Raw genomic sequence first — 26,880 nt, forward strand, 5'->3', positions numbered from 1 at the left:
CATGACGTCGTGCTGCCTACCGAGCATCGGCTGAGGCGGCGCGAGGAATTCGCGACCGCGGTACGACGGGGCCGCCGGGCCGGCCGTCCGCTCCTCGTCGTCCATCTTCGTAGCGGTACCACGGACCCGCACGCGCCTGGGGAGAGCGCTCCCCCGACGCGTGCGGGTTTCGTCGTCAGCAAGGCAGTCGGCGGCGCGGTCGTCCGCAACAAGGTGAAGCGCAGGCTTCGCCACCTGATGCGCGACCGAGTCGCCGAGCTGCCCCCCGGTAGCCTGGTAGTCGTACGAGCGTTGCCCGGTGCGGGCGACGCCGACCATGCACAGCTGGCCCGAGACCTGGACGCCGCTCTGCAGCGGCTGCTGGGAGGGGGCGCGCGATGAAGTACCCGCTACTGGCTCTGATCAAGCTGTACCAGTGGACGATCAGTCCGCTGCTCGGGCCCGTGTGCAAGTACTACCCGTCGTGCTCCCACTACGGCCATACGGCCATCGACCGGCACGGTGCGGTCAAGGGGACGGCACTGACCGCCTGGCGCATCCTGCGGTGCAACCCGTGGTCGCTCGGCGGTGTGGACCATGTCCCGCCGCGCAAGCGTCCGCGGTGGCACGAAATGCTGCGCAACACCTGGCATGCACGCAAGGGCGGGACCTCCGCCGCCGGCGCGGCCATCGAGGGACAGAATCCTTCGAGTCCGGCCGCCGAGACCCCGTCCCATGTCCAAGGAGCATGATTAGTGGACACGATTGCCAGCATTTTCAGCTTCATCACGACACCCGTTTCCTGGGTCATCGTCCAGTTCCACAGTGTGTACGGCGCGATCTTCGGCCCCGACACCGGCTGGGCCTGGGGCTTGTCCATCGTGTCCCTGGTGATCCTGATCCGCATCTGCCTGATCCCGCTCTTCGTGAAGCAGATCAAGGCGACCCGGGCCATGCAGACGCTGCAGCCCGAGATGAAGAAGATCCAGGAGCGCTACAAGAACGACAAGCAGCGCCAGTCCGAAGAGATGATGAAGCTGTACAAGGAGACGGGTACCAACCCGCTCTCCTCGTGCCTGCCCATCCTGGCGCAGTCGCCGTTCTTCTTCGCCCTGTACCACGTGCTCAACGGCATCGCGTCGGGCGACAAGATCGGTGTCATCAACGCCGAGCTGCTGGAGAGCGCGCGGAAGGCACACATCTTCGGTGCTCCGCTGGCCTCGAAGTTCACCGAGAGCGCGTCGAAGGTGGAGGCGCTCGGTGCCTCGATCACCGACGTCCGGGTCGTCACCGCGATCATGATCGTCCTGATGTCGGCGTCGCAGTTCTACACACAGCGTCAGCTGATGATGAAGAACGTCGACACCACGGTGAAGACCCCGTTCATGCAGCAGCAGAAGATGCTGATGTATGTCTTCCCGGTCATGTTCGCCGTCTTCGGCATCAACTTCCCGGTCGGTGTCCTCGTCTACTGGCTGACCACCAACCTGTGGACCATGGGCCAGCAGATGTACGTCATCCGCAACAACCCGACCCCGGGCAGCAAGGCGCAGGCCGCTCACCTGGAGCGCCTCCAGAAGCACGTCACGCAGCACGGCAAGACCCGCAGTCGCGGTGAGCGTGCCGTCGTGAAGGCCATCGTCTCCAAGGGCCGCGACCGCAACGAGTTCGAGCGCAAGTTCATCAACGGTCTCAACAAGGCGGGCCTCGCGGCCCAGCCCGACGGCACGGTGACGAAGGGTGTGAACCCGGAGGTCGCCGAGACCGAGGACGGTACGCCGGGCGGCGCCACCGCCAAGCGCCAGCAGCCCAAGCGTCAGAGCAAGTCCCAGCGTCAGTCCGGCGCCAGGTCGGCGGGCGGTTCCGAGCCGGAGACCCCGACGACGTCGCTGATCAAGTCCGACGAGCCCGACGACGCCAAGCCGGCCGGAGGAGCCGCCAAGCAGGGCGCCTCCAAGCCCGCGTCCGGTACCCGCAGCAAGGCCCAGTCCGGACAGCGCAAGGGCCCGCAGCGTCCCAAGTCCCCGTCCAAGAAGTAAGAAGGAGTCCATCCCGTGACGGAAGGCACCACCACCTCCGCCGCAGCCGAGGGTGTAGACACCCTGTCCCGCCTGGAGCAGGAGGGCGAGATCGCGGCGGACTACCTTGAGGGTCTGCTGGACATCGCCGACCTCGACGGCGACATCGACATGGACGTCGAGGCCGACCGCGCCGCTGTCTCGATCATCAGCGACGCGGGCGGCCGAGATCTGCAGAAGCTGGTCGGCCGGGAGGGCGAGGTGCTCGAGGCCCTCCAGGAGCTCACGCGTCTGGCTGTGCACCGGGAGACCGGGGATCGCAGCCGGCTGATGCTCGACATCGCGGGCTACCGCGCCAAGAAGCGTGAGGAGCTCTCGGAGCTGGGCGCCAAGGCCGCGGCCGAGGTCAAGAGCTCCGGCGAGCCCGTCAAGATGAAGGCGATGACCCCGTTCGAGCGCAAGGTCGTGCACGACGCGGTGAAGGCCGCGGGCCTGCGCAGCGAGTCCGAGGGCGAGGAGCCCCAGCGCTTCGTCGTCGTTCTTCCCGCCTGATCGGTACGTAGGTCCCTCCGGCCCCGTCTGTTGCGCAGACGGGGCCGAACTTTGTCAGCCTGTAGTTCCCGGCAGCTGTTGGCCCTCTGTTCGTCCCCCTGTGGTCCTCGACAGCTCCAGTCCCTGTAGTCCTGGTGATCAGCGCCCAGTGCGCTCATGCGGTACGGAAGGACGGTCCCCCGTGACGGAGGCAGCGGAGCTCCCCCCGGCGCCCGAGCAGGCGCGCGAGGTGTTCGGCAATCGCTTCGCGGACGCGGTCCGATACGCGGAACTGCTTGCGGAGGCGGGTGTGCAGCGCGGTCTGATCGGCCCGCGTGAGGTGCCCCGCCTGTGGGAGCGGCACCTGTTGAACTGTGCGGTGCTCTCCGAGGTCGTGCCGGAGAACGTGACGGTGTGCGATGTGGGCTCGGGTGCCGGACTGCCCGGTATTCCACTGGCTCTGGTCCGGGAGGACCTGAAGATCACGCTGCTCGAACCGCTGCTGCGCCGGACCAACTTCCTCAGCGAAGTCGTCGAGCTGCTGGGCCTGGACCATGTGACGGTCATCCGTGGCCGCGCGGAGGAGGTCATGGGCACGCTCCAGCCGGTTCATGTGGTGACGGCGCGTGCCGTGGCCCCGCTGGACCGTCTGGCCACTTGGGGTATTCCCCTGCTGCGTCCGTACGGGGAGATGCTCGCGCTCAAGGGGGACACGGCCGAGGAGGAGCTCAAGGCCTCGGCCACTGCGTTGAGCAAGCTCGGGGCGGTCGAGACGTCCATCCTGCATGTGGGTGAAGGCGTGGTGGACCCGCTGTCGACCGTGGTGCGGGTCGTGGTCGGTGAGAGTCCCGGCGGAGTGCGGTTCGCGGCGAAGCGGGCCAAGGCTGCCAGGACGGGACGGGCGCGGCGGCGACGCTGATCTTCCCGTTCGTTGATCCGTCCTGACGACGAGACGTACTCCACACAAGCTGCCTAACCTACACATATCGGAGTGTCGCGCGGCCTGGGCCCTCACGGGTGGGCATCTTGTTTCACGTGAAACGTCGCTCACTGCTGCACGGCATCATCAGCCGCGGCCGGGCCGCGGCCGCACCCCGCGACCGAAAGCCTCTCGGTTCACCCGGAGAGGTAACGGAGTTGTCCACAGAGGTGGATTTCTCCACAGAACACCAGGCCTCACTGGTTCACGACCCCGAAGACATGGCAGGCTCTGTTCATTGCGAGCCTGAAGTCGAGGAGAGTGAATCCTTGCGGTCCAACGCCAACATCGCGGGACCGATGACCGATCCGGTCCCCGGTCCCCGAACCGAGTCGATTGGGGAGGATGTTTCACGTGAAACACCGCCCCCAATGGACGACACTCCCATCGGTCGTGCTGCCCAATTGGCGGTGGAGGCTCTGGGGCGGGCCGGCGAAGGCCTGCCACGGCCGGAGCGGACCCGTGTCATGGTGGTCGCCAACCAGAAGGGCGGAGTGGGGAAGACGACGACAACCGTCAACCTCGCCGCCTCGCTGGCCCTCCACGGGGCCCGCGTCCTGGTCGTGGACCTCGACCCTCAGGGCAACGCTTCCACGGCGCTGGGGATCGACCATCACGCCGACGTTCCTTCCATTTACGACGTGTTGATCGACAGCAGGCCACTCTCGGAAGTCGTTCAGCCGGTCCCCGACGTCGAGGGCCTCTTCTGCGCACCCGCCACCATCGATCTCGCCGGTGCGGAGATCGAGCTGGTGTCACTGGTGGCACGAGAGAGCCGGCTTGAGCGAGCGATCCAGGCGTATGAGCAGCCCTTGGACTACATCCTCATCGACTGCCCGCCCTCGCTCGGTCTGCTGACGGTCAACGCTCTGGTCGCCGGTGCCGAGGTGCTCATCCCGATCCAGTGCGAGTACTACGCGCTGGAAGGCCTGGGCCAGCTGCTGCGGAACGTCGATCTGGTGCGGGCCCACCTCAACCGCGACCTTCAGGTAACGACGATCCTGCTCACCATGTACGACGGCCGGACGCGCCTCGCGTCTCAGGTCGCGGACGAGGTGCGCAACCACTTCGGCGACGAGGTGTTGCGGACGAGCATTCCGCGCTCGGTCCGTATCTCCGAGGCGCCGAGCTATGGACAGACGGTGCTCACCTACGATCCAGGATCGAGTGGGGCCCTGTCCTATCTTGAGGCGGCCCGGGAAATCGCGCTGAAGGGTGTCGGTGTCAGCTATGACGCGCAGCACGCCCACATCGGCGCACAGAGCGCACAGAGCATCGTGGAGGGTATCCAGTGAGCGAGCGACGGAGGGGGTTGGGCCGTGGTCTCGGCGCACTGATCCCAGCTGCACCGACCGGAGACAGGCCGACGCCACCGGCGATGGGGGGCACCGCGTCCACCTCACCGGCGGCGGTTCCCGTACTCACGGCCGAGCGTGGAGTGGCCGCGGCGAGGGTGGCCACCCTGCCGCCTGTTTCACGTGAAACAGAACATGCCTCCTCGAACGAGTTCGGGGAGGTCCCGGCGCCTCCCATCGGTGCCCACTTCGCCGAGCTTCCCATCGACTCCATCACGCCGAACCCGCGACAGCCGCGTGATGTGTTCGACGAGGACGCGCTGGCGGAGCTGGTCACCTCCATCAAGGAGGTCGGTCTCCTCCAGCCCGTAGTCGTGCGGCAGGTGGGTTCCAACAGCTACGAGCTCATCATGGGCGAGCGGCGCTGGCGGGCCTGCCGTGAAGCCGGCCTGGAGGCGATCCCGGCGATCGTGCGGGCCACGGAGGACGAGAAGCTTCTCCTGGACGCGCTGCTGGAGAACCTCCACAGGGCTCAGCTGAATCCGCTGGAAGAGGCGGCGGCCTACGACCAGTTGCTCAAGGACTTCCACTGCACGCACGATCAGCTGGCGGACCGGATCGGCCGTTCCCGGCCGCAGGTCTCCAACACACTGCGTCTGCTGAAGCTTTCGCCGCCGGTCCAGCGCCGTGTCGCCGCCGGGGTCCTCTCCGCCGGTCACGCTCGGGCTCTCCTCTCCGTGGACGACTCCGAGGAGCAGGACCGGCTGGCTCACCGGATCGTGGCCGAAGGACTCTCGGTACGGGCCGTCGAGGAGATCGTGACCCTGATGGGCTCACGGCCGACGGCGGCTACGAGGGCCAAGGGGCCACGGGCCGGAGCCCTGGTGTCTCCTGCACTGACCGATCTAGCCGGTCGTCTCTCGGACCGCTTCGAGACACGGGTGAAGGTCGATCTGGGGCAGAAGAAGGGCAAGATCACTGTCGAGTTCGCCTCGATGGAAGACCTTGAGCGCATCCTCAGTTCTCTCGCCCCGGGCGAGGGTCCGGTGCTTCAGAAGAGTCTTCTGGACGACGACTCCGAGGACTCGGAGGACTGAGAACCTGGCCGGCCCGGGCGGCTTCCGCTCGATCGGCGGCCGGAGCGGGCCGTGTCCGGTACACACCGGACACGGCCCGCTCTTTGCTTGCAGACGGTATCGATGCCATCGCTTCGTGGATACGATGCGTTCGAGATGGCGTATCCACCTTGCAGCACCTCTGAGTTGGGGAGGCGGGGGCCATGCGAACGGTGAGCCGCACCGGACTGGTGAGCGCGGGTCTGGGACTGGGCGCCGTCGGCGGGTTCGTCGGCAGTCTGCTCAGGGAACGGAGCGCTCTGACAGCCGCTCGCGACGCAGCGGGCGAAGGAAGCGAGGAACAGCCTTCATGGGGCGTCGGCTCGTACCGCTCACGCTGGACAACCTTCAGGATCTTCCCAAGCGCTGTCGCGCGTGTGTCTTCTGGGAACTGGATCCCGTCAGCGGGGAAGCCGCGCTGAAGGCGGGGACACCCTCGCTGGAGAAGGAAGCGTGGATCTCGGCCGTTCTGCTCGACTGGGGTTCCTGCGGCCGTGTCGTCTACGTCGACGACAATCCGGTGGGGTTCGTGCTCTACGCACCTCCGGCCTATGTTCCCCGGTCCACGGCGTTCCCCACGAGCCCGGTCTCGCCGGATGCGGTGCAGCTGATGACCGCTTTCATCATGCCGGGCTACCAGGGGCAAGGACTGGGGCGGGTGATGGTGCAGACGGTTGCGAAAGACCTTCTGCGGCGGGGTTTCAAGGCTATCGAGGCCTTCGGCGACGCCCGCTCGAAGGAGACGGCCTGCGTACTGCCCGCGGACCATCTGCTCGCTGTGGGCTTCAAGACGGTGCGACCCCATCCTCTGCATCCTCGGCTTCGGTTGGAGCTGCGGACGACGCTCTCCTGGAAGGAAGACGTGGAGATGGCGCTCGACCGGCTGCTGGGAGCCGTACAGAAGGAGCCTGTGCTTCGGCCGCTCTAGGGACTGAAGCAAAGCGAATGGGCCGACCCTTTGGGGTCGGCCCATTCGTGTTTCACGTGAAACATCGGCTGCTGCGCCGACTAGTTGGCGATGAACTCCTCGAGGTCGCGCACGATCGCGGCCTTCGGCTTGGCGCCGACGATGGTCTTGGCGACCTCGCCACCCTGGTAGACGTTCAGGGTCGGGATGGACATCACGCCGTACTTGGCGGCGATTCCCGGGTTCTCGTCGATGTTGAGCTTGACGACCTCGATCTTGTCGCCGTACTCGGCGGCGATCGCCTCGAGCGACGGCGCGATCTGGCGGCACGGTCCGCACCAGGCGGCCCAGAAGTCCACCAGGACGGGCTTGTCGTTCTTGAGGACGTCCTCGTCGAAGGAGTCGTCGGTCACGTTCTTCAGGGTGCCGGCCACAGGGGGCTCCTTAACTCGATGCTGCGGTGGGGCGGACGGGGGTCAGACAGAGGTCTTCTCGGGCTCGGCCTGCTGCTCGTTGTCCGCCAGAGCGGCGAGGAAGCGCTCGGCGTCCAGAGCGGAGGCGCAGCCGGTGCCGGACGCGGTGATCGCCTGGCGGTAGGTGTGGTCGACCACGTCACCGGCGCCGAAGACCCCGCTGAGGTTGGTCCGCGTCGAGGGTGCGGCAACCTTCAGATAACCCTCTTCGTCGAGGTCCAGCTGCCCCTTGAAGAGTTCGGTACGCGGGTCGTGGCCGATCGCGATGAACAGGCCTGTCACCGCCAGGTCGGACAGTTCGCCGGTCTTGAGGTTGCGCAGCTTCAGCCCGGCGAGCTTCGGGTCGCCCTGGATCTCGGCGACCTCGCTGTCCCAGACGAAGCGGATCTTCGGGTCCGCGAAGGCCCGCTCCTGCATCGCCTTCGAGGCGCGCAGCGTGTCCCGGCGATGGACGATGGTCACCGACTTCGCGAAGCGGGAGAGGAAGGTCGCCTCCTCCATCGCGGTGTCGCCACCACCGATCACGGCGATGTCCTGGTCCTTGAAGAAGAAGCCGTCGCAGGTCGCGCACCACGAGACGCCACGACCGGACAGGGCGTCCTCGTTCGGCAGGCCGAGCTTGCGGTGCTGCGAGCCGGTGGCGACGATGATTGCCTTCGCCTTGTGCACGACGCCCGCGGTGTCTGTGACGGTCTTGATGTCACCCGTCAGGTCTACGGCGATGATGTCGTCCGCAACGAGCTCGGCACCGAAGCGCTCGGACTGGGCACGCATGTTGTCCATGAGCTCGGGGCCCATGATGCCGTCCTGGAAGCCGGGGAAGTTCTCCACCTCGGTGGTGTTCATGAGCGCACCACCGGCCGTCACGGCGCCCTCGAAGACCAGCGGCTTCAGCGACGCGCGTGCGGTATAGAGCGCCGCCGTGTAGCCGGCGGGCCCTGAGCCGATGATGATCACGTTTCGGACGTCGCTCACGGCGTGTTTCCTCGTTTCTGGACGGCTTCGTACGACCGGTGGGAGCCTCTCTCAGAACTCTCACCCCACCCAACGGATCCTACGGGGCCCGCATTCCCGCTGTGTCCGGGCACACAAGGGCGCCACTCGGTAGGGGATGCCATGGTGGAGGGTGAAGGCGACGCGTCCGCGCTCAGGAACGCGCGTAGGAGTGCGTCAGCAGAACCTCGCCCGGAGGGGCCGACGGCTGCTTCGTACAGGCCGAGTCGACGACGTAGGCGGTGACGCGGGTGTCGTCGCCCGCTGCGGGCAGCACGACGAGATAGGCGTCGGTGCCGTCGTAGGAGCCCTGCTTGATGCCGAGGACGCGCGTGTTGCCGCGTCCGATGCCCTTGATGACGCAGGCGGGGGCGGGCGTCGGTTTGATCTTGACGGTGCCCTCGTTCTCGCCGGTCGTCGTGTCATCGGGGTTGATCTGGACGCCGACCGATGGCACTCCGCTGCGGGTGTCCTTCTCAAGGTCCTGGCCCTTGAGAAGTTCGGCGACCTGGTTCTCGACCTTCTGTCCGGCGAACGTGCTCACAGCCTCGGACTGCTTGGTGTCATCGCCCAGGGAAGACACCAGCAGCGAGCCGAGTCCCAGGGCGGCAGCCGTGAAGACTGTGCCCAGGACAATGCTGCGGCGCCGTCCGAGTCGTGCGCGGTCTTTCCGACCCGGCCCGGTGGCCGCGTGAGCGTGTCCCGTGGGACGGTCAGTGAGCCGTTCGCTCGGGGGCGATGTTTCACGTGAAACATGCGTGCCCTCGGTCTCGCCGGACACGGCACCGGCAGCGCCGACCGACACGGGGGTGTTCAGTGGGACCTCGGCGGCGAGGGCGGCGTCGATACGGCCGACGACGTCGTCCGGCATGTGCACAGGGTTCGGCACAGAGCCGAGGAGTCCGCGGATCTCCTCCAGAGAGGCGTACACGTCGGCGCAGAGAACACACTCGTCCAGATGGCGTTGTACGTCCGTGGTCCGGGACGGTGTGAGCAGGCCTTCGGTGAGGTCGGAGATTTCCGTGACGTCCGGGTGTCCAGCTGTGTCGGTCGTGGATGTCACGCTCGCCCACCTCCGCCCTTCACAGCAGCTGAATCGCTTGGCCCTGCATCCTTTGGTCCCGCTGCGGGTGGGACGGATGTCCCCTCCGCCCGGTTCCGTCCGTCACTCGATTCCTTGCAGTCACCGGTTTTTTCCGGCCGGAGATGAGTGAGGAGCGGCAGCAGTCTGGCTCTGCCTCGGGCGCAGCGGCTCTTCACCGTCCCGGTGGGCACATCGAGTACACGGGCTGCCTCCGCGACCGGGTAGCCCTGCATGTCCACCAGGACGAGGGCGGCGCGCTGGTCGGGCGGGAGAGTGCCGAGCGCTTCGATGAGCTGGCGGTGCAGATCGTTGCGCTCGGCCGGTGCCGAGGCCGACTCGTGCGGTTCGAGCAGTTGCTCCAGCCGTTCGGTGTCGTCGACCGGCGAGGTCTTGCGGGAGGCGGCCTTGCGGGCGCGGTCCAGGCAGGCGTTCACCGTGATGCGGTGCAGCCAGGTCGTGACGGCCGACTGGCCCCGGAAGGTATGGGCGGCCCGGTAGGCGGATACGAGGGCGTCCTGGACGGCGTCAGCGGCTTCCTCGCGGTCCCCCAGGGTCCGCAGGGCCACCGCCCAGAGCCGGTCACGATGCCGACGCACGATCTCACCGAAGGCGTCGGGGTCACCGTCGACATGGCGGGCGAGGAGGTCCTGATCGCTCACTCCGTCGAACGCGGCGCCTTCCGCCATGAAACCCCTTCTCCTCGGTGAATCGTCAGCCGGTGAACTTCAGGTCCGTTATGGCCTGCTTGTAGCCGGAGCCACTGAACGAGTCACCGGCTGCGTACGGAAGGGCGGTGAACCAGACCAGCACGTACTGGCTCTTCCTCGGCTTGGCGACCTTCACCTTCGCGGTGGTGTCTGTCGTCGTCACCGTACCGAGCTTCGTCATCGAGGTCAGAGGGACCGACGAACTCGTTGAATCTGTCGCGTACAGCGTGACCGTCGTGTGGTCCCCACCGAAAAGGAGCCCTATCGAGGCTGCCGATACCTCCTGAGCCGAACCGAAGTCGTAGACGATGCCTACGCCGGGTTTGTACGCCGGGTTCATGTCCGGACCGTCTTTGTAGCTCGCGGTCCGCCAGTACGTAGAGCTGTTGCTGTCGTACGTCTTGCCGACATCTGCCGGGTGTTGGGCGCTGCCCTTGGCGACGTACTCCTCGGCGCCCTGGATCTTCAGGGTGGTGACCGGCTTGGCCTTGTCGGTGTTCTTGTCGTTGTCGTCCGGTGTCTGCGTCTGGGGGGTGTCGTCGGAGCCGGCACGCTCGATGAGCGCATCCGCCAGCTGCCAGCTCCCCAGACCCAGCGCGGCGATCAGCAGCGCCGACACGGCCCACTTCAGTGCCTTGCCCGTGCGGCTCTGCAGCGGGGGCGGTGGGGTGGGCAGGGGCTGTGTGAGGCCCGGGCGGGGCGCCTGACGGCCGTACGAGCCCTGCTGGTACGTCGTGCGCTGGTAGTCCGGCGGGGCAGTGAACACCGGCTCCGGCGGGCGGATGCGGGGCATCTCCCCGATCGCCTTGACCAGTTCCTCGGGCGTCGTGCACGCGGACTCGTGGCGTGAGGCGGTGGCGCCGTCGTTGGCGAGTGCGCGCATCGCGAGTTCCGACAGGCCGCGGTGGACTCCGGCCCGTACCTGGTCGGGCGCGATGAGACCGACACCCTTGGGCAGCCCGGACAGACCGTACGCGTCGTTCTCGTACGGCCAGCGCTGGGTCAGCGAGGCGTACAGCAGGGCGCCGATCGCCTCCGTGTCGGTGCGCTGCGGGGTGTCCGAAGTGATGCCGCGCAGAGCGGCGTTGACCGCGAGGCCACGCACACGCCACTGGCCGGACGAACTCCGAAGGATGGTGCCCGGGGTCAGACGCAGATGCGCGAGGCCTTCTCGGTGGGCGGCCGCCATGGCAGAGGCGATCTGGCTGACCATCTGGTACGCGTCGTGCGCCTCCAGAGGGCCGGCGGCCAGGAGTGCGGTCAGCTCCGTCGCGTCGGGCAGCCACTCGTGGACGACGTACACGAGATCGTTCTCCTCGACGGCGTCGAGGACCTGCACGAAGCGGGGGTCGCCCAGCAGCGCCGAGGAGCGGGCCGCGGCCAGCACGGAACGCGCCCTTGAGTGGTCCGCGGGCAGGATGTGCACGCCGACGGCGCGACGAAGCTTCTCGTCGACCGCGCGCCAGCTGCTGAATCCGTCCAGACGGGTGACGCACTCCTCCAGGCGGTAGCGCCTGGCGAGTTTGTGACCGCTGTGCAGTTCGGGCGGTGAGGCCTTTCCGGGACTCTCGGTCCCGCCGCTCCCCTGTGCCTCGTCGTTGTCCGTGTCCCGCTCCCGGTTCTGGGCCACGCCGTCGGCCGTGGACTCGTCCGCCTGCGCGGTCAACGGCTCGTCGCCGCTGTTGCCTGCCACGTCGACGGCAGCCGTGCTCCGTTCCGCCACCGTCGCTCCTGCCTCCCCATCCATTACGAGCTCTCCGACGCCAAACCCAATTGTGCCCACAGTCCGCCACTCTGCACGACACGCGGTGGCGGACGATGGTTGTGCGGTTCCCCTCGACTCACCGCCCCAGTCGCCCGCGCACCATACCCACCAGTGAGTTCAGCTCTTCAATGCGCATCCTGCGGGCGGCGACGTAGAAGACGACGAGCAGGACGGCACCGCCGCCGAGAAGGGAGGCGAAGGAGCCGCCGACACCCTGGCCCAGAGTGTGGCCGATGCCGTAGCAGGCGGCGCCGCTGAGGAGCGCGGCCGGTACCGAGGCGATGCCCAGCCGGGCGTATGTCCGCAGGACACGGGTGCCGTCGAGGTCGCCGCCGAGGCGCTTGCGCAGCCGGTTCCAGGCGACGCCGACGCCGATCGCGTACGCGAGGCCGTACGAGGCGGCCATGCCGACCACGGCCCAGCGGGCCGGGAGCACGAAAAAGCAGAGGGCGGAGGCCGTCGCGTTGACAGCGGCGACGATCACCGTGTTGTAGAAGGGCGTGCGGGTGTCCTCGTACGCGTAGAAGGCGCGCAGGACGACGTACTGCACGGAGTAGGGGATCAGGCCGAGGGCGAAGGCCATCAGCATGAAGCCCATGTTGGTGGCCCCGGTGGTGCCCGAGGAGCCGAAGATGAGGGTGCACATCGGGATGCCGAGAGCCACGAAGCCGAAGGCGATGGGCACGATCGCGACGGCTGTGGTGCGCAGGCCCTGGGAGATGTCGTCCCGGACCGCTCCGCTGTCTCCCTCGTGGGCAGAGCGGGCCAGCCGTGGCAGCAGGGCGGCCATCAGGGAGACCGTGATGATGGCCTGTGGCAGGCCCCAGACGAGCTGGGCGTTGGCGTAGGCAGCGAAGCCGGTGCCCTTGACCTTCGGGTTCTCGCCGGTGGCGGCGGTGGCCAGCTGGGTGACGACGAGGGCGCCCGCCTGGTTGGCGAGGACGAACAGGATCGTCCACTTGGCGAGCATCGCGGCCTTGCCGAGACCGTGGCCCCTCCAGTCGAAGCGCAGCCGCATCCTGAAACCGGCCTCGCGCAGATACGGGATCATCGCGAGTGCCTGGACGACGAGGCCGAGCAGCACGCCGATGCCGAGGAGCCGCTGGCCCTCCGGCGGGATGGTGGTGACCTCCATGCCGGAGTCCGCCGCGCTGCCGTACACCCAGATGAACATGCCGAGGGTCACGATGATGACGACGTTGTTCAGGACCGGCGTCCACATCATCGCGCCGAACTTCCCGCGCGCGTTGAGGATCTGCCCCATCACGACGTGGATGCCCATGAAGAAGATCGTGGGCAGGAAGTAGCGGGTGAAGGTGACGGCGACCTCGTTGGCCGCAGGATCGTCGGCGATCTCCACCGACAGGGCGCGGACCAGCAGGGGCGCCGCGAACACCGCGAGCGCGGTGAGCACGCCGAGGGCCACCATGACGAGGGTCAGCAGGCGGTTGGCGAATGCCTCTCCGCCGTCCTCGTCCTCCTTCATGGCGCGCACGAGCTGCGGGACGAAGACGGAGTTGAGGCCGCCGCCCACGGTCAGGATGTAGATCATGGTGGGCAGTTGGTAGGCGACCTGGAACGAGTCGCCCAGCATGCCGAGGCCGAGGGCCGACACGATCAGCGCCGAGCGGACGAAGCCGGTGAGGCGGGAGACCATCGTGCCCGCCGCCATGACGGCGCTCGACTTCAGCAGGCCCGAGGCCCGACCGCCCTTCTTGGGGGCCGCAGGTGCCGCCGCGGGGGCTGATTGGGGGGTGAGCTGCATCGTGGCGTCGGCCGCCGGGACCTGGGCTCTCGGGACAGGGCCGCGGCCCGGGGCGGGTGAGGGGGACGGGCCGGGTACCGCCGGAGGCTCGACGGGCCCCTGCCCGCCGCCCTGCTGCTGGTCCCGGAAGAGGTGCGCGAAGGCGTCAGGCTCGTGCCGTTGTTCTCCGGCCTGGGAGACCAGGGCGTCGACGCCCACGTACTGGGTGGTGCGGGCGTCGTCGCCGTAGGGCAGGTACTGCGTGGCTCCGTCCGGCTCGGGGGCCGGGGTCTGGGCCCACACGCTCGGGTCGGGGGCGTACGGCGCCTGGGCGGGCTGTCCGTAGAGCGGGGGCTGTGGCTGGTACGTCCCGGGGGGCGGCGGAGGGTGCGCGGCGCGGTCGTAGAGCGCCTCGGCCACCGGGTCCTGGGCGGAGAGATCCTGGGCCCGGTACGGGTCCTGGGTGTACGCGTCCTGGAGGTACATGTCCGCGGGGGACTGCGCCGGCACCTGGCCGTCCTCGGGCGGCGGACCCTCGGGATGGCCCGAGTCGCCCGCGCCCTGACCGCGGTCACCGTCGTACGGCGCGTTCATGGATACCCCACCTCATCGTTCACCGGGCCCACCGGCCACGACATCGCTCAACGGTCCACTCTCTCACCCGTCCCGGACGGGTCGGCGCTTTCCGGTGCGGTGTTCGGAGTCGGGTCACTCGGCTGCTCCGGGGCGTCTGCCCGCACCGCTGCGTCCGACTCCCCCTGAGGACGGTTCTCGTCACCGTCGTGGTTCTCGTCGGGGTCGGCGTTCTCGTCCGCGGCCTCGTTCTGGAGCTCGTTGCCGGGCTCCTCGGCGCGCCGGGCCGCGGCGCGCTTGCGCTGCGTGTACATGCGCAGGCCGGCGAGTACGAGCAGCAGGAAGCCGCCGCCGATGACCAGCATCGCCATGGCCGTGAACTCGGTGACCCGCACGTCGAAGGAGACAGCAGGGCCGTACTTCTGGCCGTCCTTCGTGTACAGCTGGGCGATCACGGTGATCGGGCCGTTGGCGTTGGACGACGTGGTGAACTTCACCGACTGGCTGTGCCCGCCCGAGACCGCGATCTGCCGCTCCTGGTAGTTGCCGTCACCGATCTTGAGCCGGGTCGGGTTCGACGAAGTGACCCGCAGTACGAGGTTGTCGACGGGCTGGACGAGGTTGTTCTGGACGGTGACCGGGATGGTGGCGCTGCCGCCGGAAAGCTTTGTCTCGGACTTCTTGATCAGCTTCACCTGGTTGGTCAGATCGTTGAGGTGTGACTCCACACTCCTGCGGAAACTGACCGCAGCGCCGGACCGGCCGCGCCAGGACGTGGCCATCTCGCGGTTGATGGCCCGCCCGAAGGGGGTCTCCACGCGGGTCTCGTCGGTAAGGATGACCTTGAAGTTGTCGAGCTTGTCCTGCGTGGTCGCGATCTGGGCGAAGGCCGACTGCGGCAACTGCTGCCTGCGCAGTGTGGCCGGGTACGAGGACGCCGAGGGCACCTTGGTGGTGGCGCCCGGATCCGGCTTGGTGTCGGCGGTCTCCGTGAGCTCCTGCGGCTGGGACCAGGTCGATTCCTGGAGGGCGGTGATCGCCTTCTCCATCGTCTGGGCCTGGCTCGCGGACGGCATGCGCTGCGGGGCGACGACGACAGTGCGCTGCTTGTCGGTCTGGAGGGTGGTCGTCAGGCTCGTGGCGAGGAACTTCTGCACCGCGAGCGTGGAGCTGCCAGCACTCGTCATATCGCCCTGGAAGGCCGTGGACAGCCGTGTGTCCGCGACCACCGCCGTGGTGCCGCCGCCGATGGGGCGGGCTGCGGAGGGCGTGTACGGCAGGTCGCCGGTCTCCTTCAGGCTGTCGCTTCGCGCGATCACCTTGTCGGCGCCCGCCGAGGTGGCGATCTTGACGATCGACGGATCGACGGCACCGTTCACCGGCCATGCGAAGTCGGTGCTCGGCGTGACGTGGAGGATCGTCGTCACGGTGTCGGTGACAACGTCCGCGGCGCTCTTGAGATGGCTCAGAGTGCCGGTGACGTTCTTGCCGTTGTGCGCGATGGAGGCGAGGTCGGGGTCGCCGAAGGGGAGGGCGACGACTTCCTTGCCCTCGACCGCGTCCTGGAGTTGGGCGAGCCACTGCTTCGCGACCGCCTGACCGGTGCCGGGCGTACTGGTGTCGTCGGCGCTCTGGATGCCGTAGCCGCCGGCCATCGCGTCGACGGAGGCCAGCAGGTCGGGGTCGATCACCCAGGTGACGTCGAGTTCCTTGCCCAGGGAGAGCATCTGCTCAAGGCGTCCGCCCGGGGAGATCTCCGCGGCGAGGTCGTCGTTGAGGAAGACGGGCGTCTGCTGCTCGCCGGGGCCGGTCTCCGCCGTCATGTGGACCGTGGAGATCAGCGGCCACAGATAAGTCGTCCGCGTCCTGGTGTCCGCCTCTGTGGGCTGCCACGGCAGGAACGTCCGCTTGATTCCCAGTACCTGCTCGTACGGCTCCGCCGAGGTCTCGCCGGACAGCGAGACGCCCAGCTCGTAGACACCGTCCTGGCCGAGGTCCAGCTTGTCGACCGGAACGGCGATGGTGAACGGCTGGGCGACGCCCGGAGTGAGTTTCGAGAACTTCTCGACGTACTTGCCGCCGACCTCCGTCCCGTCGACGCCGGGTACGTAGTCGGTGCGCGCGGCGACGTCGTCGATCGCTGAGCGGGTGGTCAGCAGTTGTCCCACGCGCAGGTCCACATGGGCGTCCGTGACCGCCCGCTTGCCCTTGTTGGTCACCGTGCCGGACACGGTGACCGTGTCCCCGTCCGTGGGGGCGCTGGGGGTGAACGAATCGATGGAGACGACAACCGGATCGGACCCCGCGGCATACGCGGGCTGTCCGGCGGGTAGTTGGAGCAGACCGGCCAGTAGGGGCGCCCCCGTGAGCAGCACTCCGGCTCGCCGGAACCACCGGCGCGCGAGAGAGGGAGTCAGCCCCGGGAAGTCTGCCGCCTCGGCCACGCGTTCGCCCGTCCCTCGTCGTCAGTGGTCGTCGGAATGTGCGTCCACGCATGGTAACGATGCGCGCTGAGGGGAAGTGCCGCGGACTGGTCCACAAGATCGTGGAACACCTTCGGGCTGTCCCCTATGTGCGTGTATTGGTGGAGGAGTCCCCGGTCCGGTGCGTGGACGTTTTATGGAGGCGCGGTACGCAGTCCGGGCCACGTACCCTTTTCTGTTGTGCCGAACGCCAACGAAGACAATGCCAGTGCCCTGAGCCAGGTGCAGCACCACGCGGTGAGTGAGCTGCTGCGGGTGGCCCCGGTCGCCGACGACCTCGCCCGCCGTTTCCAGGAGGCCGGGTTCGCGCTCGCCCTGGTCGGCGGCTCTGTCCGGGACGCGCTGCTGAACCGGCTCGGCAACGACCTGGACTTCACGACCGACGCCCGTCCCGAGGACGTACTGAAGATCGTCCGGCCCTGGGCGGACGCCGTGTGGGAGGTCGGGATCGCCTTCGGGACGGTCGGGGCGCAGAAGGACGGCTTCCAGATCGAGGTGACGACCTATCGGTCGGAGGCGTACGACAGGACCTCGCGCAAGCCCGAGGTGTCGTACGGCGACTCCATCGAGGAGGACCTCGTCCGGCGCGACTTCACGGTGAACGCGATGGCCGTGGCACTGCCGGAGAAGGTGTTCATCGATCCCCACGGCGGACGTGAGGACCTGGCTCGGCGGGTGCTGCGCACGCCGGGCACGCCCGAGGACTCCTTCTCGGACGACCCGCTGCGGATGATGCGGGCCGCGCGGTTCGCCGCCCAGCTCGATTTCGAGGTGGCACCCGAGGTCGTCACCGCCATGACCGACATGGCCGGCCGTATCGAGATCGTCTCGGCGGAGCGTGTAAGGGACGAGCTGAACAAGCTGATCCTGTCGCCGCACCCGCGCAAGGGCCTGACGCTGCTGGTGGACACCGGCCTCGCCGATCACGTACTGCCCGAGTTGCCGGCCCTGCGCCTGGAGCGCGACGAGCACCACCGGCACAAGGACGTCTACGAGCACTCGCTGATCGTCCTGGAGCAGGCGATCGAGCTGGAGCAGGACGGTCCCGACCTCGTTCTCCGGCTTGCCGCGCTGCTGCACGACATCGGCAAGCCGCGCACGCGCCGTTTCGAGGAGGACGGGCGGGTCTCGTTCCACCACCACGAGATGGTCGGGGCGAAGATGACCAAGAAGCGGATGACGGCGCTCAAGTACTCCAACGAGCTGGTGAAGGATGTCTCGCGTCTTGTAGAACTCCACCTGCGCTTCCACGGGTACGGCACCGGAGAGTGGACGGACTCGGCGGTCCGACGCTACGTCCGGGACGGCGGACCTCTCCTCGACCGCCTTCACAAGCTGACCCGCTCGGACTGCACCACGCGGAACAAGCGCAGGGCCATGGCACTTTCGCGTGCGTACGACGGCCTGGAGGAGCGCATCGCCCAGCTCCAGGAGCAGGAGGAGCTGGACTCGATCCGTCCCGACCTCGACGGCAACCAGATCATGGAGATCCTGGGCGTCAGGCCCGGTCCGGCGATCGGGCAGGCGTACAAGTTCCTGCTGGAACTGCGGCTGGAGAACGGGCCGATGGAGCGGGAGTCGGCGGTGGCGGCGCTCAAGGAGTGGTGGGCCGAGCAGGGATGAGGCGTGAAACGGCGCGATGTTTCACGTGAAACATCGCGCCGGAACGCACAGCGGGCGGTGTTTCACGTGAAACACCGCCCGCTGTGCATGTGTGCTGCGTCTGACTCAGGCTTCCTTGAGGCAGAGGACGACGTCGTGGTTGCCGCCCGACTGGATGTAGGCGATCGTCGACTCCGTGACGGCCTCGCACTTGCCGGAGTCGCTGGTGTTGTCGAACTTCTGGACAACCTTGTACTCGGCGTCGCTGGAGGTGCAGTCGACTTCGTTGAGGTCGGCGGCCGTGTCCGTACCGTCGTTGTGCATGCAGGCGCCCACGGACGTCGTCTCCGCGTCGCTCTGGCCGAAGTACCACTTGCCGCCGGCGATGGCTATCGCGATGACGATGAACACGCCTATGCGCAGCAGCTTCTTGCCGAAGCGGTTGGCCGGCGCGGGCGGCGGGACCGGAGCTCCCTGGAACGGGGCACCCTGGTGCGGAGGGTACGGCTGCTGGGGCGCCGTCGGCTCGGCGGGCGCAGGGGTGTTCGGGTTCTGGTCCTGTGGCGGAGTGGTCATTTCGGGGGTCCCCCTTGGGTATGGGCGCGCTTGGCGTGAAGTAAGACGCACGTAAATTACCGGGACCCACTGACAACTCTGAACCTCAGGAGGTCTCTGTGGCCTTCATGTGACACTTACCGACGTTCAAAGCGGGCCATAGTCACAGCAATTGCCCCGTAGATAACGGCGATCGTGACCAAGAGGGGCACCGATCGTCCGTCGGAGGGCAGTATCAGGGCCGCCACTCCGGCCGCGCCGACGAAGGCGACGTTGAACAGGACGTCGTAGACGGAGAAGATCCGGCCGCGGAAGCCGTCGTCGACCGAGGACTGGACGATCGTGTCCGTGGCGATCTTCGAGCCCTGTGTGACGAGGCCGAGGACGAACGCGGCGATCAGCACGGGCACTTCGGTGAACGCCAGGCCGAGACCCGGTACCAGGACCGCCGCCGCTCCGGCGCACACCGTGATCCAGCCGCCGGGACCGAGCCGTCCGGCTGCCGCCGGTGTCAGCACTGCCGCGACGAAGAAGCCCGCCCCGGAGATCCCCACCGCGAGGCCCAGCATGGCCAGCCCGTCGTCGGAGCCGTCCGACCAGGCGTACCGGCAGAGCATCAGGACCATGACCGTCAGGGCGCCGTAGCAGAACCGCATCAGCGTCATCGCGGCCAGCGACCAGGCTGCCTCCCGACGCCCGGGTGCGGCAAGGTGCCGTACGCCTGCCGCCAGGCCGCGTGCGGTGCCGGTGAGCGCCGCCCCCAACCGGGGTTGCACCAACTCGGGCTCGGGGCCGAGCAGTTCCCGGTCGAGTCGGAGGGAGGCGAGTGAGGCGCAGAGGTACAGGGCCGCGCCCAGGAGGACCACCGCGGCATCGGAGTCGGAGGCGGCGATTCGTACGACGAAGGCGAGTCCGCCGCCCGCCGTGGCAGCGAGCGTGCCGGCTGTCGGTGAGAGCGAGTTGGCGATCACCAGGCGGTCGGCGTCGACCACGCGCGGCAGGGACGCCGAGAGTCCGGCCAGGACGAAGCGGTTGACGGCGGTGACGCAGAGGGCGGAGACGTAGAAGAGCCAGTCGGGGACATGGCTCAGCATCAGGACGGCCGTCAGGCATGCCAGCAGGGCGCGCAGCAGGTTGCCGTACAGGAAGACCTGTCGGCGTCGCCAGCGGTCCAGCAGGACGCCCGCGAAAGGGCCGACGAGGGAGTACGGCAGGAGCAGAACCGCCATCGCGGAGGCGATCGCGGCCGGTGAGGTCTGCTTCTCCGGTGAGAAGACGACGTACGCGGCGAGTGCGACCTGATAGACGCCGTCGGCGCCCTGGGAGAGCAGTCGTACGGCGAGCAGCCGCCGGAAGTTCCTCAGGCGCAGGAGTACCCGCAGGTCACGCACGACAGCCATGGGGCACAGCCTCACATACGAGGAGGGTCCCCGGGCGGATGACCCGGGGACCCTCGACGGGCAGGAGCGACAAGCCTGTTGGGGCTCGATCGGCGCTGGACTCCTCTCAGCGCTCGACTTCGCCCTTGATGAACTTCTCGACGTTCTCCCGTGCCTCGTCGTCGAAGTACTGGACCGGCGGGGACTTCATGAAGTAGCTCGACGCGGAGAGGATCGGGCCGCCGATGCCGCGGTCCTTGGCGATCTTCGCGGCGCGCACGGCGTCGATGATGACGCCGGCGGAGTTCGGGGAGTCCCAGACCTCCAGCTTGTACTCAAGGTTCAGCGGGACGTCGCCGAACGCGCGGCCCTCCAGACGGACGTACGCCCACTTGCGGTCGTCGAGCCAGGCCACGTAGTCCGACGGGCCGATGTGGACGTTGTCGGCGCCCAGCTCGCGGTCGCGGATCTGGGAGGTGACGGCCTGCGTCTTGGAGATCTTCTTGGACTCCAGGCGTTCGCGCTCGAGCATGTTCTTGAAGTCCATGTTGCCGCCGACGTTCAGCTGCATCGTGCGGTCCAGGACCACGCCCCGGTCCTCGAAGAGCTTCGCCATCACGCGATGCGTGATCGTGGCGCCGACCTGCGACTTGATGTCGTCGCCGACGATCGGGACGCCCGCCTCGGTGAACTTGTCCGCCCACTCCTTGGTGCCGGCGATGAAGACGGGGAGGGCGTTGACGAAGGCGACCTTGGCGTCGATGGCGCACTGGGCGTAGAACTTCGCCGCGGCCTCGGAACCCACGGGCAGGTAGCAGACGAGGACGTCGACCTGCTTGTCCTTGAGGACCTGGATGACGTCGACCGGGTCCTGGTCGGACTCCTCGATGGTCTCGCGGTAGTACTTGCCGAGCCCGTCGAGGGTGTGGCCGCGCTGGACCGTCACACCTGTGGAGGGGACGTCGCAGATCTTGATGGTGTTGTTCTCGGAGGCACCGATGGCATCCGCGAGGTCGAGACCGACCTTCTTCGCGTCGACGTCGAACGCGGCGACGAACTCCACGTCACGGACGTGGTACTCCCCGAACTGCACGTGCATGAGGCCCGGGACCCTGGCCGCCGGGTCGGCGTCCTTGTAGTACTCGACTCCCTGTACCAGCGACGCGGCGCAGTTGCCCACGCCGACGACGGCTACGCGAATGGAACCCATTCGGTTGCTCCCTGTGTGTACGAGTGAGGACCTGAGCGGCCCTCACGTGGCGGTGTCGTCGGACGGACCGGTCCGGGAGTCGTCCTCCCGGGACCGGGGCAGGCCGCCCGGCGCTCCAGATGTGGTGTCCTGCGAGTCGGGTTCCCCGGAAACGGGACCTTTGAGGTCCCGCCCGGCCCGCTCGCTCTCGATGAGCTCGTTCAGCCAGCGCACTTCGCGCTCCACGGACTCCATTCCGTGGCGCTGGAGCTCAAGGGTGTAGTCGTCGAGGCGCTCCCGCGTACGTGCCAGAGAGGCGCCCATTTTCTCCAGACGCTCCTCCAGCCGACCGCGGCGGCCCTCGAGCACGCGCATGCGTACATCGCGGGACGTCTGCCCGAAGAAGGCGAATCGAGCGGCGAAGTGTTCGTCCTCGTACGCGTCCGGGCCCGTCTGCGAGAGCAGCTCCTCGAAGCGCTCCTTACCTTCCGCCGTCAACCGGTAGACGATTTTGGCGCGACGCCCCGTGAGCGGAGCGGCGAGCGCATCGTCAGGCGCACCCCCGGACTCCTCGATCAACCAGCCGCTCGCGACCAGCGTCTTGAGGCAGGGGTACAGCGTGCCGTAGCTGAAGGCGCGGAACACACCCAGTGACGTATTGAGTCGTTTGCGCAGCTCATAGCCGTGCATCGGTGACTCGCGGAGCAGGCCGAGGACGGCGAACTCGAGGATCCCGGCACGCCGGCTCATCGTCGCCTCCTTTCTCCCACGGTCCCACCGTGACGGTCCCCGGCACTGTTTATGCCGAGCTGATGTATCGACTCGATACATCTAGACGATAGATCGGCCCTGCGGATGCGACAAGAGGGGAGGTCGTGAACGGGATCACATCACCGATTCGTAGGAAGCAAGTTGCCTGTTTTGGGGTGAACTTCGGGCCTAGGCGGGTTTTGACGGTGCGTAGTCTGTGCGCCATGCAGTCCACCGGGAACCGAGTGACGTTTGGGGACGTCGTCGTGCTTGGTGCGGTACGGATGAATGCGAACACGGCCGCATCCGTACTTTGGGGGGACCGGAAACCAGCCGCCGTTTCCAGGCGCGCACGGGTGCGCCTGCCCAAGGAGTAATCGTTCGATGAGCGAGCACCGTCGCAAACCGCCGCAGCCGCAGGGAGGCGGACGTGCCGCGGCCCGACGCGGCCAGTCCGGCCCGTCCTCCGGCCGCCGCGCGGCACCGCGAGGCGCAACCGAGTCTCCTTCCGACTCCTACGGATCGGGTTCCTACGGGTTGGGTCCCTACGGAGCGGAAGGTGAAGAGCGCCCGTCCGGAGGCCGCGCCGAATCCCGGCGCGCCTCGCAGAGAAGTACCGGCGGGCGCCGCAGAGGGCCCACCGGCCAGAACGGGCCCGGGCGCGGCAGAGGCCGCGCGGCCGGCCCTCCGCCCAAGAAGCGCTTCATCGACTACCCACGCGCGGGCAAGTACGGAGCGGCGCGCTGGATGCCGTCGTGGCGGCAGGTGACGGGACTGTTCATCGGCTTCGTCGGCAGCCTGGTGGCGGTGGCCGGCATCGGCTACGCCCTGGTGGGCGTACCGGATGTCGCGAAGGCCGCCAATGCCCAGAACAACGTCTACTACTGGGCCGACGGCAGCCAGATGGTGGCGACCGGTGGTGAGACGAACCGCCAGATCATCGGCTACGAGCAGATTCCCCCGGCGATGCGGTACGCCGTGATGTCGGCGGAGAACAAGACGTTCGAGACCGACAGCGGCGTCGACCCGATGGGTATCGCCCGAGCGCTGTTCAACATGGCCAAGGGCGGTCAGACGCAGGGTGGTTCGACGATCACCCAGCAGTACGTGAAGAACGCCCGCCTGGACGACCAGTCGCAGACGCTCACGCGAAAGTTCAAGGAACTGTTCATCTCCATCAAGGTCGGCACCAATGTCGACAAGCGGGAGATCATGGCCGGTTACCTGAACACCGCCTACTACGGCCGTGACTCCTACGGTCTGCAGGCAGCGGCCCGCTCGTACTTCAACAAGAACGCCAAGGATCTGGACGCCAGCCAGTGCGCCTTCCTGGCCGCGGTACTGAAGGGCGCCACGTACTACGACCCGGCCGGCAACGTGAGCGTCGACCCCGTGAACGCCAAGCCTGAGCTCAACCGCAAGCGGGCCGTGAATCGGTGGAAGTGGATCCTCGACGAGGAGGTCAAGGACGGGCGGATGACCGCAGCCGATCGCGCCCAGATCACGACCTTCCCGAAGATCCAGAACCCGCGTTCCAACACCGCGCTGAGCGGCCAGGTCGGTTATCTCGTAGACCTCGCCAAGGGCTACCTCATCAACAACACCGACAAGACCGGGATCACCGCCGACCAACTGCAGCAGGGCGGCTACTCGATCTACACGACCTTCGACAAGAAGAAGGTCCAGGCGTTGGAGAAGGCGGTCACCAAGGTCCAGAAGGCGAACATCGACGAGAAGAAGCGGCCGGACACCGACAAGTACGTCCAGTTCGGCGGGGCCTCCGTCGACCCGACGACGGGTGCGATCAGGGCCTCCTACGGCGGTGTGGACGCGACCAAGCACTTCACCAACAACGCCGACACGACGGGCGCCCAGGTGGGTTCGACGTTCAAGACGTTCGTCCTCGCCGCCGCGATGAAGTGGGGCGTGCGGGATCCGGATCTGGAGGCCACACAGGCACAGGACGAGCGGACCCAGGTCTCCCCGGACAGCATCTACAGCGGCAAGAACAAGCTCAAGATCGAGAACTACGACAACACGATCTGGAAGGACAAGGACGACAAGGAGTGGCTGCAGCGCAACGACGGCGACGAGTCGTACAACGCGCCCAGCTACCGGATCGACCTGCGCGAGGCGATGCGGGTCTCCGCCAACTCCGCCTACGTTCAGCTCGGCATGGATGTCGGCCTGGACAAGGTCAGGGAGTCCGCCACCGACGCGGGCATCCTCGACAGCAGCCTCGCGAGTGCTGACTTCCCGTCGTTCTCGATCGGTACCTCCAGCCCGAGCGCGATCCGCATGGCCGGTGCCTACGCGACCTTCGCGGCCAGCGGTAAGCAGAACACCCCGTACTCGGTCGAGACCGTCACCAGCAAGGACGGCACGATCTTCGAGCACGAGAAGATCGCCAAGGCCAAGCAGGTGTTCACCGCTCAGGTCGCCGACAACGTCACCGACGTCCTCAAGACCGTGGTCGACGACGGAACGGGCACGGCGGCCCAGCTGCCCGGTCGTGATGTGGCCGGCAAGACCGGTACCACCGACGGCAACAAGTCGGCCTGGTTCGTCGGCTACACCCCGCAGCTGTCCACCGCGATCAGCATGTTCCGGATGGACGACGACGAGACCAAGAAGAACCGCGAGTTCCTGGAGATGTACGGCACGGGTGGCCAGGAGAAGATCCACGGTGCCTCGTTCCCGGCCGAGATCTGGCACGACTACATGGAACAGGCACTCAAGGGCGCGCCGGTGAAGAACTTCCCGACTCCCGAGCCCTACGGCGAGGTCGTCGACGAGGACCCGCTGCCGAGCCCGACGCCTTCTGTCACCGAGTCGGAGGAAGCGACGCCGACGCCGAGCCCGACGCCCACCGAGGAAGAGGTCGAGCCCTCCCCCTCGCCCTCGGCGAGCGAGACCTGCGGCACCTTCGATGTCACCTGTCAGGACACCGGAGGGACCGATACGGGCGGGACGGACGAAGGCTCTACCGACGGCGGAACGACATCCAGTCCAACACCCACTGAGAGCGACGACGAAAGCAACGGCAACGCGAACGGCAACGGGGGCAACAGTGGAGGCATCTTCGGCTGACCGAGAGGTTGGCCGGAGCAGCGCCCGGCGTGGGTGTTTCACGTGAAACATCTGATTCATGCTGTTTCACGTGAAACATGGGGCCGTCGCACCGACCAGGTGCGGCGGCCCTCGGCGTGTTCCTAGGTGTGTACGGCAGGATGTGCCCATGCCCAGTGCAGAGACGACGCAAGCGAGCGTGCGCGAGCCGGACCCGGTACGGCCGACCAGGGACGACGAGATCGCCGTAGCCGGCAGTGAGCTGATCGGCGGCCCCATCGGACGGCGTGCCCTGCTGGGGGCGTCCTGGTGGACTCCGGTACGAGTGGTCGCGCTCGTGGCGATCGGCATGTTCGCCCTCGGCCTTGTCCAGAAGGCCCCCTGCTACAACGGGGGCTGGTTCTTCGGGGCCAGTACGCAGTACACGCACGCCTGCTACTCCGACATTCCGCACCTCTATCAGGGCCGCGGATTCGCCGACGGACTCGTGCCGTATTTCGACAAGATCTCCGGCGACATGGAGTACCTCGAATACCCGGTGCTGACCGGCGTGTTCATGGAGGTGGCCGCCTGGCTCACGCCCGGCAGCGGGACCATCCAGCACCAGGAGCAGTGGTACTGGTTCGTCAACGCCGGAATGCTGATGGTCTGCGCGGCGATCATCGTCGTATGCGTGTCGCGCACGCACGCACGGCGTCCCTGGGACGGTCTGCTGGTCGCGCTGGCGCCTGCCTTCGCGCTCACCGCCACCATCAACTGGGACCTGCTGGCGGTCGCTCTGACGGCCGCCGCGATGCTGATGTGGTCTCGTGGCCGGTCACTCGCCTTCGGTGTCCTGCTGGGGCTCGCCACGGCCGCCAAGCTCTATCCCTTCCTGCTGCTCGGGCCTCTGTTCCTGCTGTGCTGGCGCGCCGGCAAGTGGCGGCCGTTCGGGAAGGCGCTGGGAGGTGCTGTCGTCGCCTGGGTCGCGGTCAACCTTCCGGTGATGGTCTTCGCCTTCGACGGCTGGTCGAAGTTCTACAGGTTCAGCCAGGAACGCGGTGTCGACTTCGGTTCCTTCTGGCTGATCCTCGCCCAGCACTCGGACAACCCGCTCACCACCGAAACCGTGAACAGGTTCGCGATGCTCCTGATGCTGCTCGCGGCTGCGGGCATCGCGGCACTCGCGCTGACCGCCCCGCGGCGTCCGCGTTTCGCCCAGCTGGTCTTCCTGATCGTCGCGGCGTTCATCATCACCAACAAGGTCTACTCACCCCAGTACGTCCTGTGGCTGGTCCCCCTTGCCGTACTGGCCCGCCCGAAATGGCGGGACTTCCTGATCTGGCAGGCGTGCGAGGTCGCGTACTTCCTGGGTATCTGGATGTACCTCGCCTACACGACCAGCGGTGACGCACACAAGGGCCTGCCCACCGAGGGCTACCAGTTCGTCATCGGCGTCCACCTGGTGGGCACGCTGTACCTGTGCGCCGTGATCGTCAGGGACATCCTGATGCCGGAACGGGACGTGGTGCGCAGGGCGGGCGACGACGATCCGTCAGGGGGTGTGCTCGACGGTGCCCAGGACGTCTTCGTACTCGGCCCTGCGGCCCATCCGCCGCGGCACGCCGCTCAATTCGACGGACCGCAGGTGGAGTGGGGCAGCCAGCAGGCGCGGGAGGGCGAGGACCGTTCGCTCTGAGCGAACAAGCCT

The 26,880-nt window shown here is 67.5% G+C and carries 22 protein-coding genes; 11 read left to right on the top strand and 11 right to left on the bottom strand.

Annotated features, from left to right (window positions below; genetic code table 11):
* Window positions 1–9 precede the first annotated feature (9 nt).
* From rnpA to OHN74_RS21620, 8 genes are all read left to right on the top strand, one after another.
* Window positions 10–381, top strand: a complete 372-nt coding sequence (rnpA, locus tag OHN74_RS21585) for a ribonuclease P protein component (protein WP_189150480.1) — start codon at window positions 10–12, stop codon at window positions 379–381.
* Complete coding sequence (gene yidD / locus OHN74_RS21590; RefSeq protein WP_164315877.1) at window positions 378–731, top strand: membrane protein insertion efficiency factor YidD; 354 nt, start codon at window positions 378–380, stop codon at window positions 729–731. Before rnpA ends, yidD begins: the two co-directional genes overlap by 4 nt.
* A 3-nt stretch (window positions 732–734) precedes the next feature.
* A complete protein-coding gene (gene yidC, locus OHN74_RS21595; RefSeq protein WP_327696202.1) occupies window positions 735–2,018 on the top strand; it encodes a membrane protein insertase YidC in 1,284 nt (427 codons plus the stop codon).
* Between the two features lie 15 nt (window positions 2,019–2,033).
* Entirely contained in the window at window positions 2,034–2,549 is a 516-nt protein-coding gene (locus OHN74_RS21600; protein WP_327696203.1) for a Jag family protein, read from the top strand.
* A gap of 181 nt (window positions 2,550–2,730) precedes the next feature.
* Window positions 2,731–3,447, top strand: a complete 717-nt coding sequence (gene rsmG / locus OHN74_RS21605; RefSeq protein WP_327696204.1) for a 16S rRNA (guanine(527)-N(7))-methyltransferase RsmG — start codon at window positions 2,731–2,733, stop codon at window positions 3,445–3,447.
* Window positions 3,448–3,728: 281 nt separating this feature from the next.
* Entirely contained in the window at window positions 3,729–4,802 is a 1,074-nt protein-coding gene (locus OHN74_RS21610) for an AAA family ATPase (protein ID WP_327700222.1), read from the top strand.
* Entirely contained in the window at window positions 4,799–5,899 is a 1,101-nt protein-coding gene (locus OHN74_RS21615) for a ParB/RepB/Spo0J family partition protein (RefSeq protein WP_327696205.1), read from the top strand. Before OHN74_RS21610 ends, OHN74_RS21615 begins: the two co-directional genes overlap by 4 nt.
* A 328-nt stretch (window positions 5,900–6,227) precedes the next feature.
* The gene (locus tag OHN74_RS21620; RefSeq protein ID WP_327696206.1) at window positions 6,228–6,845 is read left to right on the top strand and encodes a GNAT family N-acetyltransferase; all 618 of its coding nucleotides are present in this window, start codon (window positions 6,228–6,230) and stop codon (window positions 6,843–6,845) included.
* Between the two features lie 80 nt (window positions 6,846–6,925).
* Here OHN74_RS21620 and trxA read toward each other — a convergent pair whose 3' ends face one another.
* The 7 genes from trxA to OHN74_RS21655 form a co-directional block, all read right to left on the bottom strand.
* Complete coding sequence (gene trxA, locus OHN74_RS21625) at window positions 6,926–7,258, bottom strand: thioredoxin (protein WP_327696207.1); 333 nt, start codon at window positions 7,256–7,258, stop codon at window positions 6,926–6,928.
* A gap of 42 nt (window positions 7,259–7,300) precedes the next feature.
* Window positions 7,301–8,272, bottom strand: coding sequence for a thioredoxin-disulfide reductase (trxB, locus tag OHN74_RS21630; protein ID WP_327696208.1), 972 nt, complete (start codon window positions 8,270–8,272; stop codon window positions 7,301–7,303).
* Between the two features lie 172 nt (window positions 8,273–8,444).
* Window positions 8,445–9,353 (bottom strand): anti-sigma factor family protein, encoded by a 909-nt coding sequence (locus OHN74_RS21635; protein ID WP_327696209.1) that lies wholly within the window; start codon window positions 9,351–9,353, stop codon window positions 8,445–8,447.
* Window positions 9,350–10,060 (bottom strand): RNA polymerase sigma factor SigM, encoded by a 711-nt coding sequence (gene sigM, locus OHN74_RS21640; protein ID WP_327696210.1) that lies wholly within the window; start codon window positions 10,058–10,060, stop codon window positions 9,350–9,352. Before sigM ends, OHN74_RS21635 begins: the two co-directional genes overlap by 4 nt.
* Window positions 10,061–10,085: 25 nt before the next feature.
* The gene (locus OHN74_RS21645; protein WP_327696212.1) at window positions 10,086–11,804 is read right to left on the bottom strand and encodes a protein kinase family protein; all 1,719 of its coding nucleotides are present in this window, start codon (window positions 11,802–11,804) and stop codon (window positions 10,086–10,088) included.
* A gap of 118 nt (window positions 11,805–11,922) precedes the next feature.
* Entirely contained in the window at window positions 11,923–14,184 is a 2,262-nt protein-coding gene (murJ, locus tag OHN74_RS21650) for a murein biosynthesis integral membrane protein MurJ (protein ID WP_327696213.1), read from the bottom strand.
* Window positions 14,185–14,231: 47 nt separating this feature from the next.
* Window positions 14,232–16,607, bottom strand: coding sequence for a DUF6049 family protein (locus OHN74_RS21655; RefSeq protein WP_327696214.1), 2,376 nt, complete (start codon window positions 16,605–16,607; stop codon window positions 14,232–14,234).
* A 219-nt stretch (window positions 16,608–16,826) separates the two neighbouring features.
* On the opposite strand from OHN74_RS21655, the gene OHN74_RS21660 reads away from it, so the two are divergent.
* The gene (locus tag OHN74_RS21660) at window positions 16,827–18,269 is read left to right on the top strand and encodes a CCA tRNA nucleotidyltransferase (RefSeq protein ID WP_327696215.1); all 1,443 of its coding nucleotides are present in this window, start codon (window positions 16,827–16,829) and stop codon (window positions 18,267–18,269) included.
* Window positions 18,270–18,374: 105 nt separating this feature from the next.
* Here the strand turns inward: OHN74_RS21660 and OHN74_RS21665 are convergent, their stop codons facing one another.
* From OHN74_RS21665 to OHN74_RS21680, 4 genes are all read right to left on the bottom strand, one after another.
* A complete protein-coding gene (locus OHN74_RS21665; RefSeq protein ID WP_327696216.1) occupies window positions 18,375–18,824 on the bottom strand; it encodes an LppU/SCO3897 family protein in 450 nt (149 codons plus the stop codon).
* 116 nt (window positions 18,825–18,940) lie between these two features.
* Complete coding sequence (locus OHN74_RS21670; protein WP_327696217.1) at window positions 18,941–20,203, bottom strand: MFS transporter; 1,263 nt, start codon at window positions 20,201–20,203, stop codon at window positions 18,941–18,943.
* A gap of 106 nt (window positions 20,204–20,309) precedes the next feature.
* Window positions 20,310–21,392, bottom strand: coding sequence for an inositol-3-phosphate synthase (locus OHN74_RS21675; protein ID WP_327696218.1), 1,083 nt, complete (start codon window positions 21,390–21,392; stop codon window positions 20,310–20,312).
* 42 nt (window positions 21,393–21,434) lie between these two features.
* The gene (locus tag OHN74_RS21680; RefSeq protein ID WP_327696220.1) at window positions 21,435–22,121 is read right to left on the bottom strand and encodes a PadR family transcriptional regulator; all 687 of its coding nucleotides are present in this window, start codon (window positions 22,119–22,121) and stop codon (window positions 21,435–21,437) included.
* Between the two features lie 384 nt (window positions 22,122–22,505).
* On the opposite strand from OHN74_RS21680, the gene OHN74_RS21685 reads away from it, so the two are divergent.
* Window positions 22,506–25,211, top strand: a complete 2,706-nt coding sequence (locus OHN74_RS21685) for a transglycosylase domain-containing protein (RefSeq protein ID WP_327696221.1) — start codon at window positions 22,506–22,508, stop codon at window positions 25,209–25,211.
* Window positions 25,212–25,359: 148 nt separating this feature from the next.
* Window positions 25,360–26,868 (top strand): glycosyltransferase family 87 protein, encoded by a 1,509-nt coding sequence (locus tag OHN74_RS21690; protein WP_327696222.1) that lies wholly within the window; start codon window positions 25,360–25,362, stop codon window positions 26,866–26,868.
* Window positions 26,869–26,880: the final 12 nt, after the last annotated feature.

Origin of the sequence: Streptomyces sp. NBC_00459 (genome assembly GCF_036013955.1) — a bacterium.
Taxonomy (GTDB): Bacteria; Actinomycetota; Actinomycetes; order Streptomycetales; family Streptomycetaceae; genus Streptomyces.

Excerpts from the sequence above, each read along its gene's own strand:
- OHN74_RS21680 (WP_327696220.1), bottom strand. The coding sequence starts at position 22,121 with ATGAGCCGGCGTGCCGGGATCCTCGAGTTCGCCGTCCTCGGCCTGCTC.
- OHN74_RS21675 (WP_327696218.1), bottom strand. The coding sequence starts at position 21,392 with ATGGGTTCCATTCGCGTAGCCGTCGTCGGCGTGGGCAACTGCGCCGCG.
- yidD (WP_164315877.1), top strand. The coding sequence starts at position 378 with ATGAAGTACCCGCTACTGGCTCTGATCAAGCTGTACCAGTGGACGATC.
- OHN74_RS21620 (WP_327696206.1), top strand. The coding sequence starts at position 6,228 with ATGGGGCGTCGGCTCGTACCGCTCACGCTGGACAACCTTCAGGATCTT.
- murJ (WP_327696213.1), bottom strand. The coding sequence starts at position 14,184 with ATGAACGCGCCGTACGACGGTGACCGCGGTCAGGGCGCGGGCGACTCG.
- OHN74_RS21670 (WP_327696217.1), bottom strand. The coding sequence starts at position 20,203 with ATGGCTGTCGTGCGTGACCTGCGGGTACTCCTGCGCCTGAGGAACTTC.
- OHN74_RS21690 (WP_327696222.1), top strand. The coding sequence starts at position 25,360 with ATGCCCAGTGCAGAGACGACGCAAGCGAGCGTGCGCGAGCCGGACCCG.
- sigM (WP_327696210.1), bottom strand. The coding sequence starts at position 10,060 with ATGGCGGAAGGCGCCGCGTTCGACGGAGTGAGCGATCAGGACCTCCTC.
- OHN74_RS21610 (WP_327700222.1), top strand. The coding sequence starts at position 3,729 with ATGGCAGGCTCTGTTCATTGCGAGCCTGAAGTCGAGGAGAGTGAATCC.
- OHN74_RS21665 (WP_327696216.1), bottom strand. The coding sequence starts at position 18,824 with ATGACCACTCCGCCACAGGACCAGAACCCGAACACCCCTGCGCCCGCC.
- OHN74_RS21685 (WP_327696221.1), top strand. The coding sequence starts at position 22,506 with ATGAGCGAGCACCGTCGCAAACCGCCGCAGCCGCAGGGAGGCGGACGT.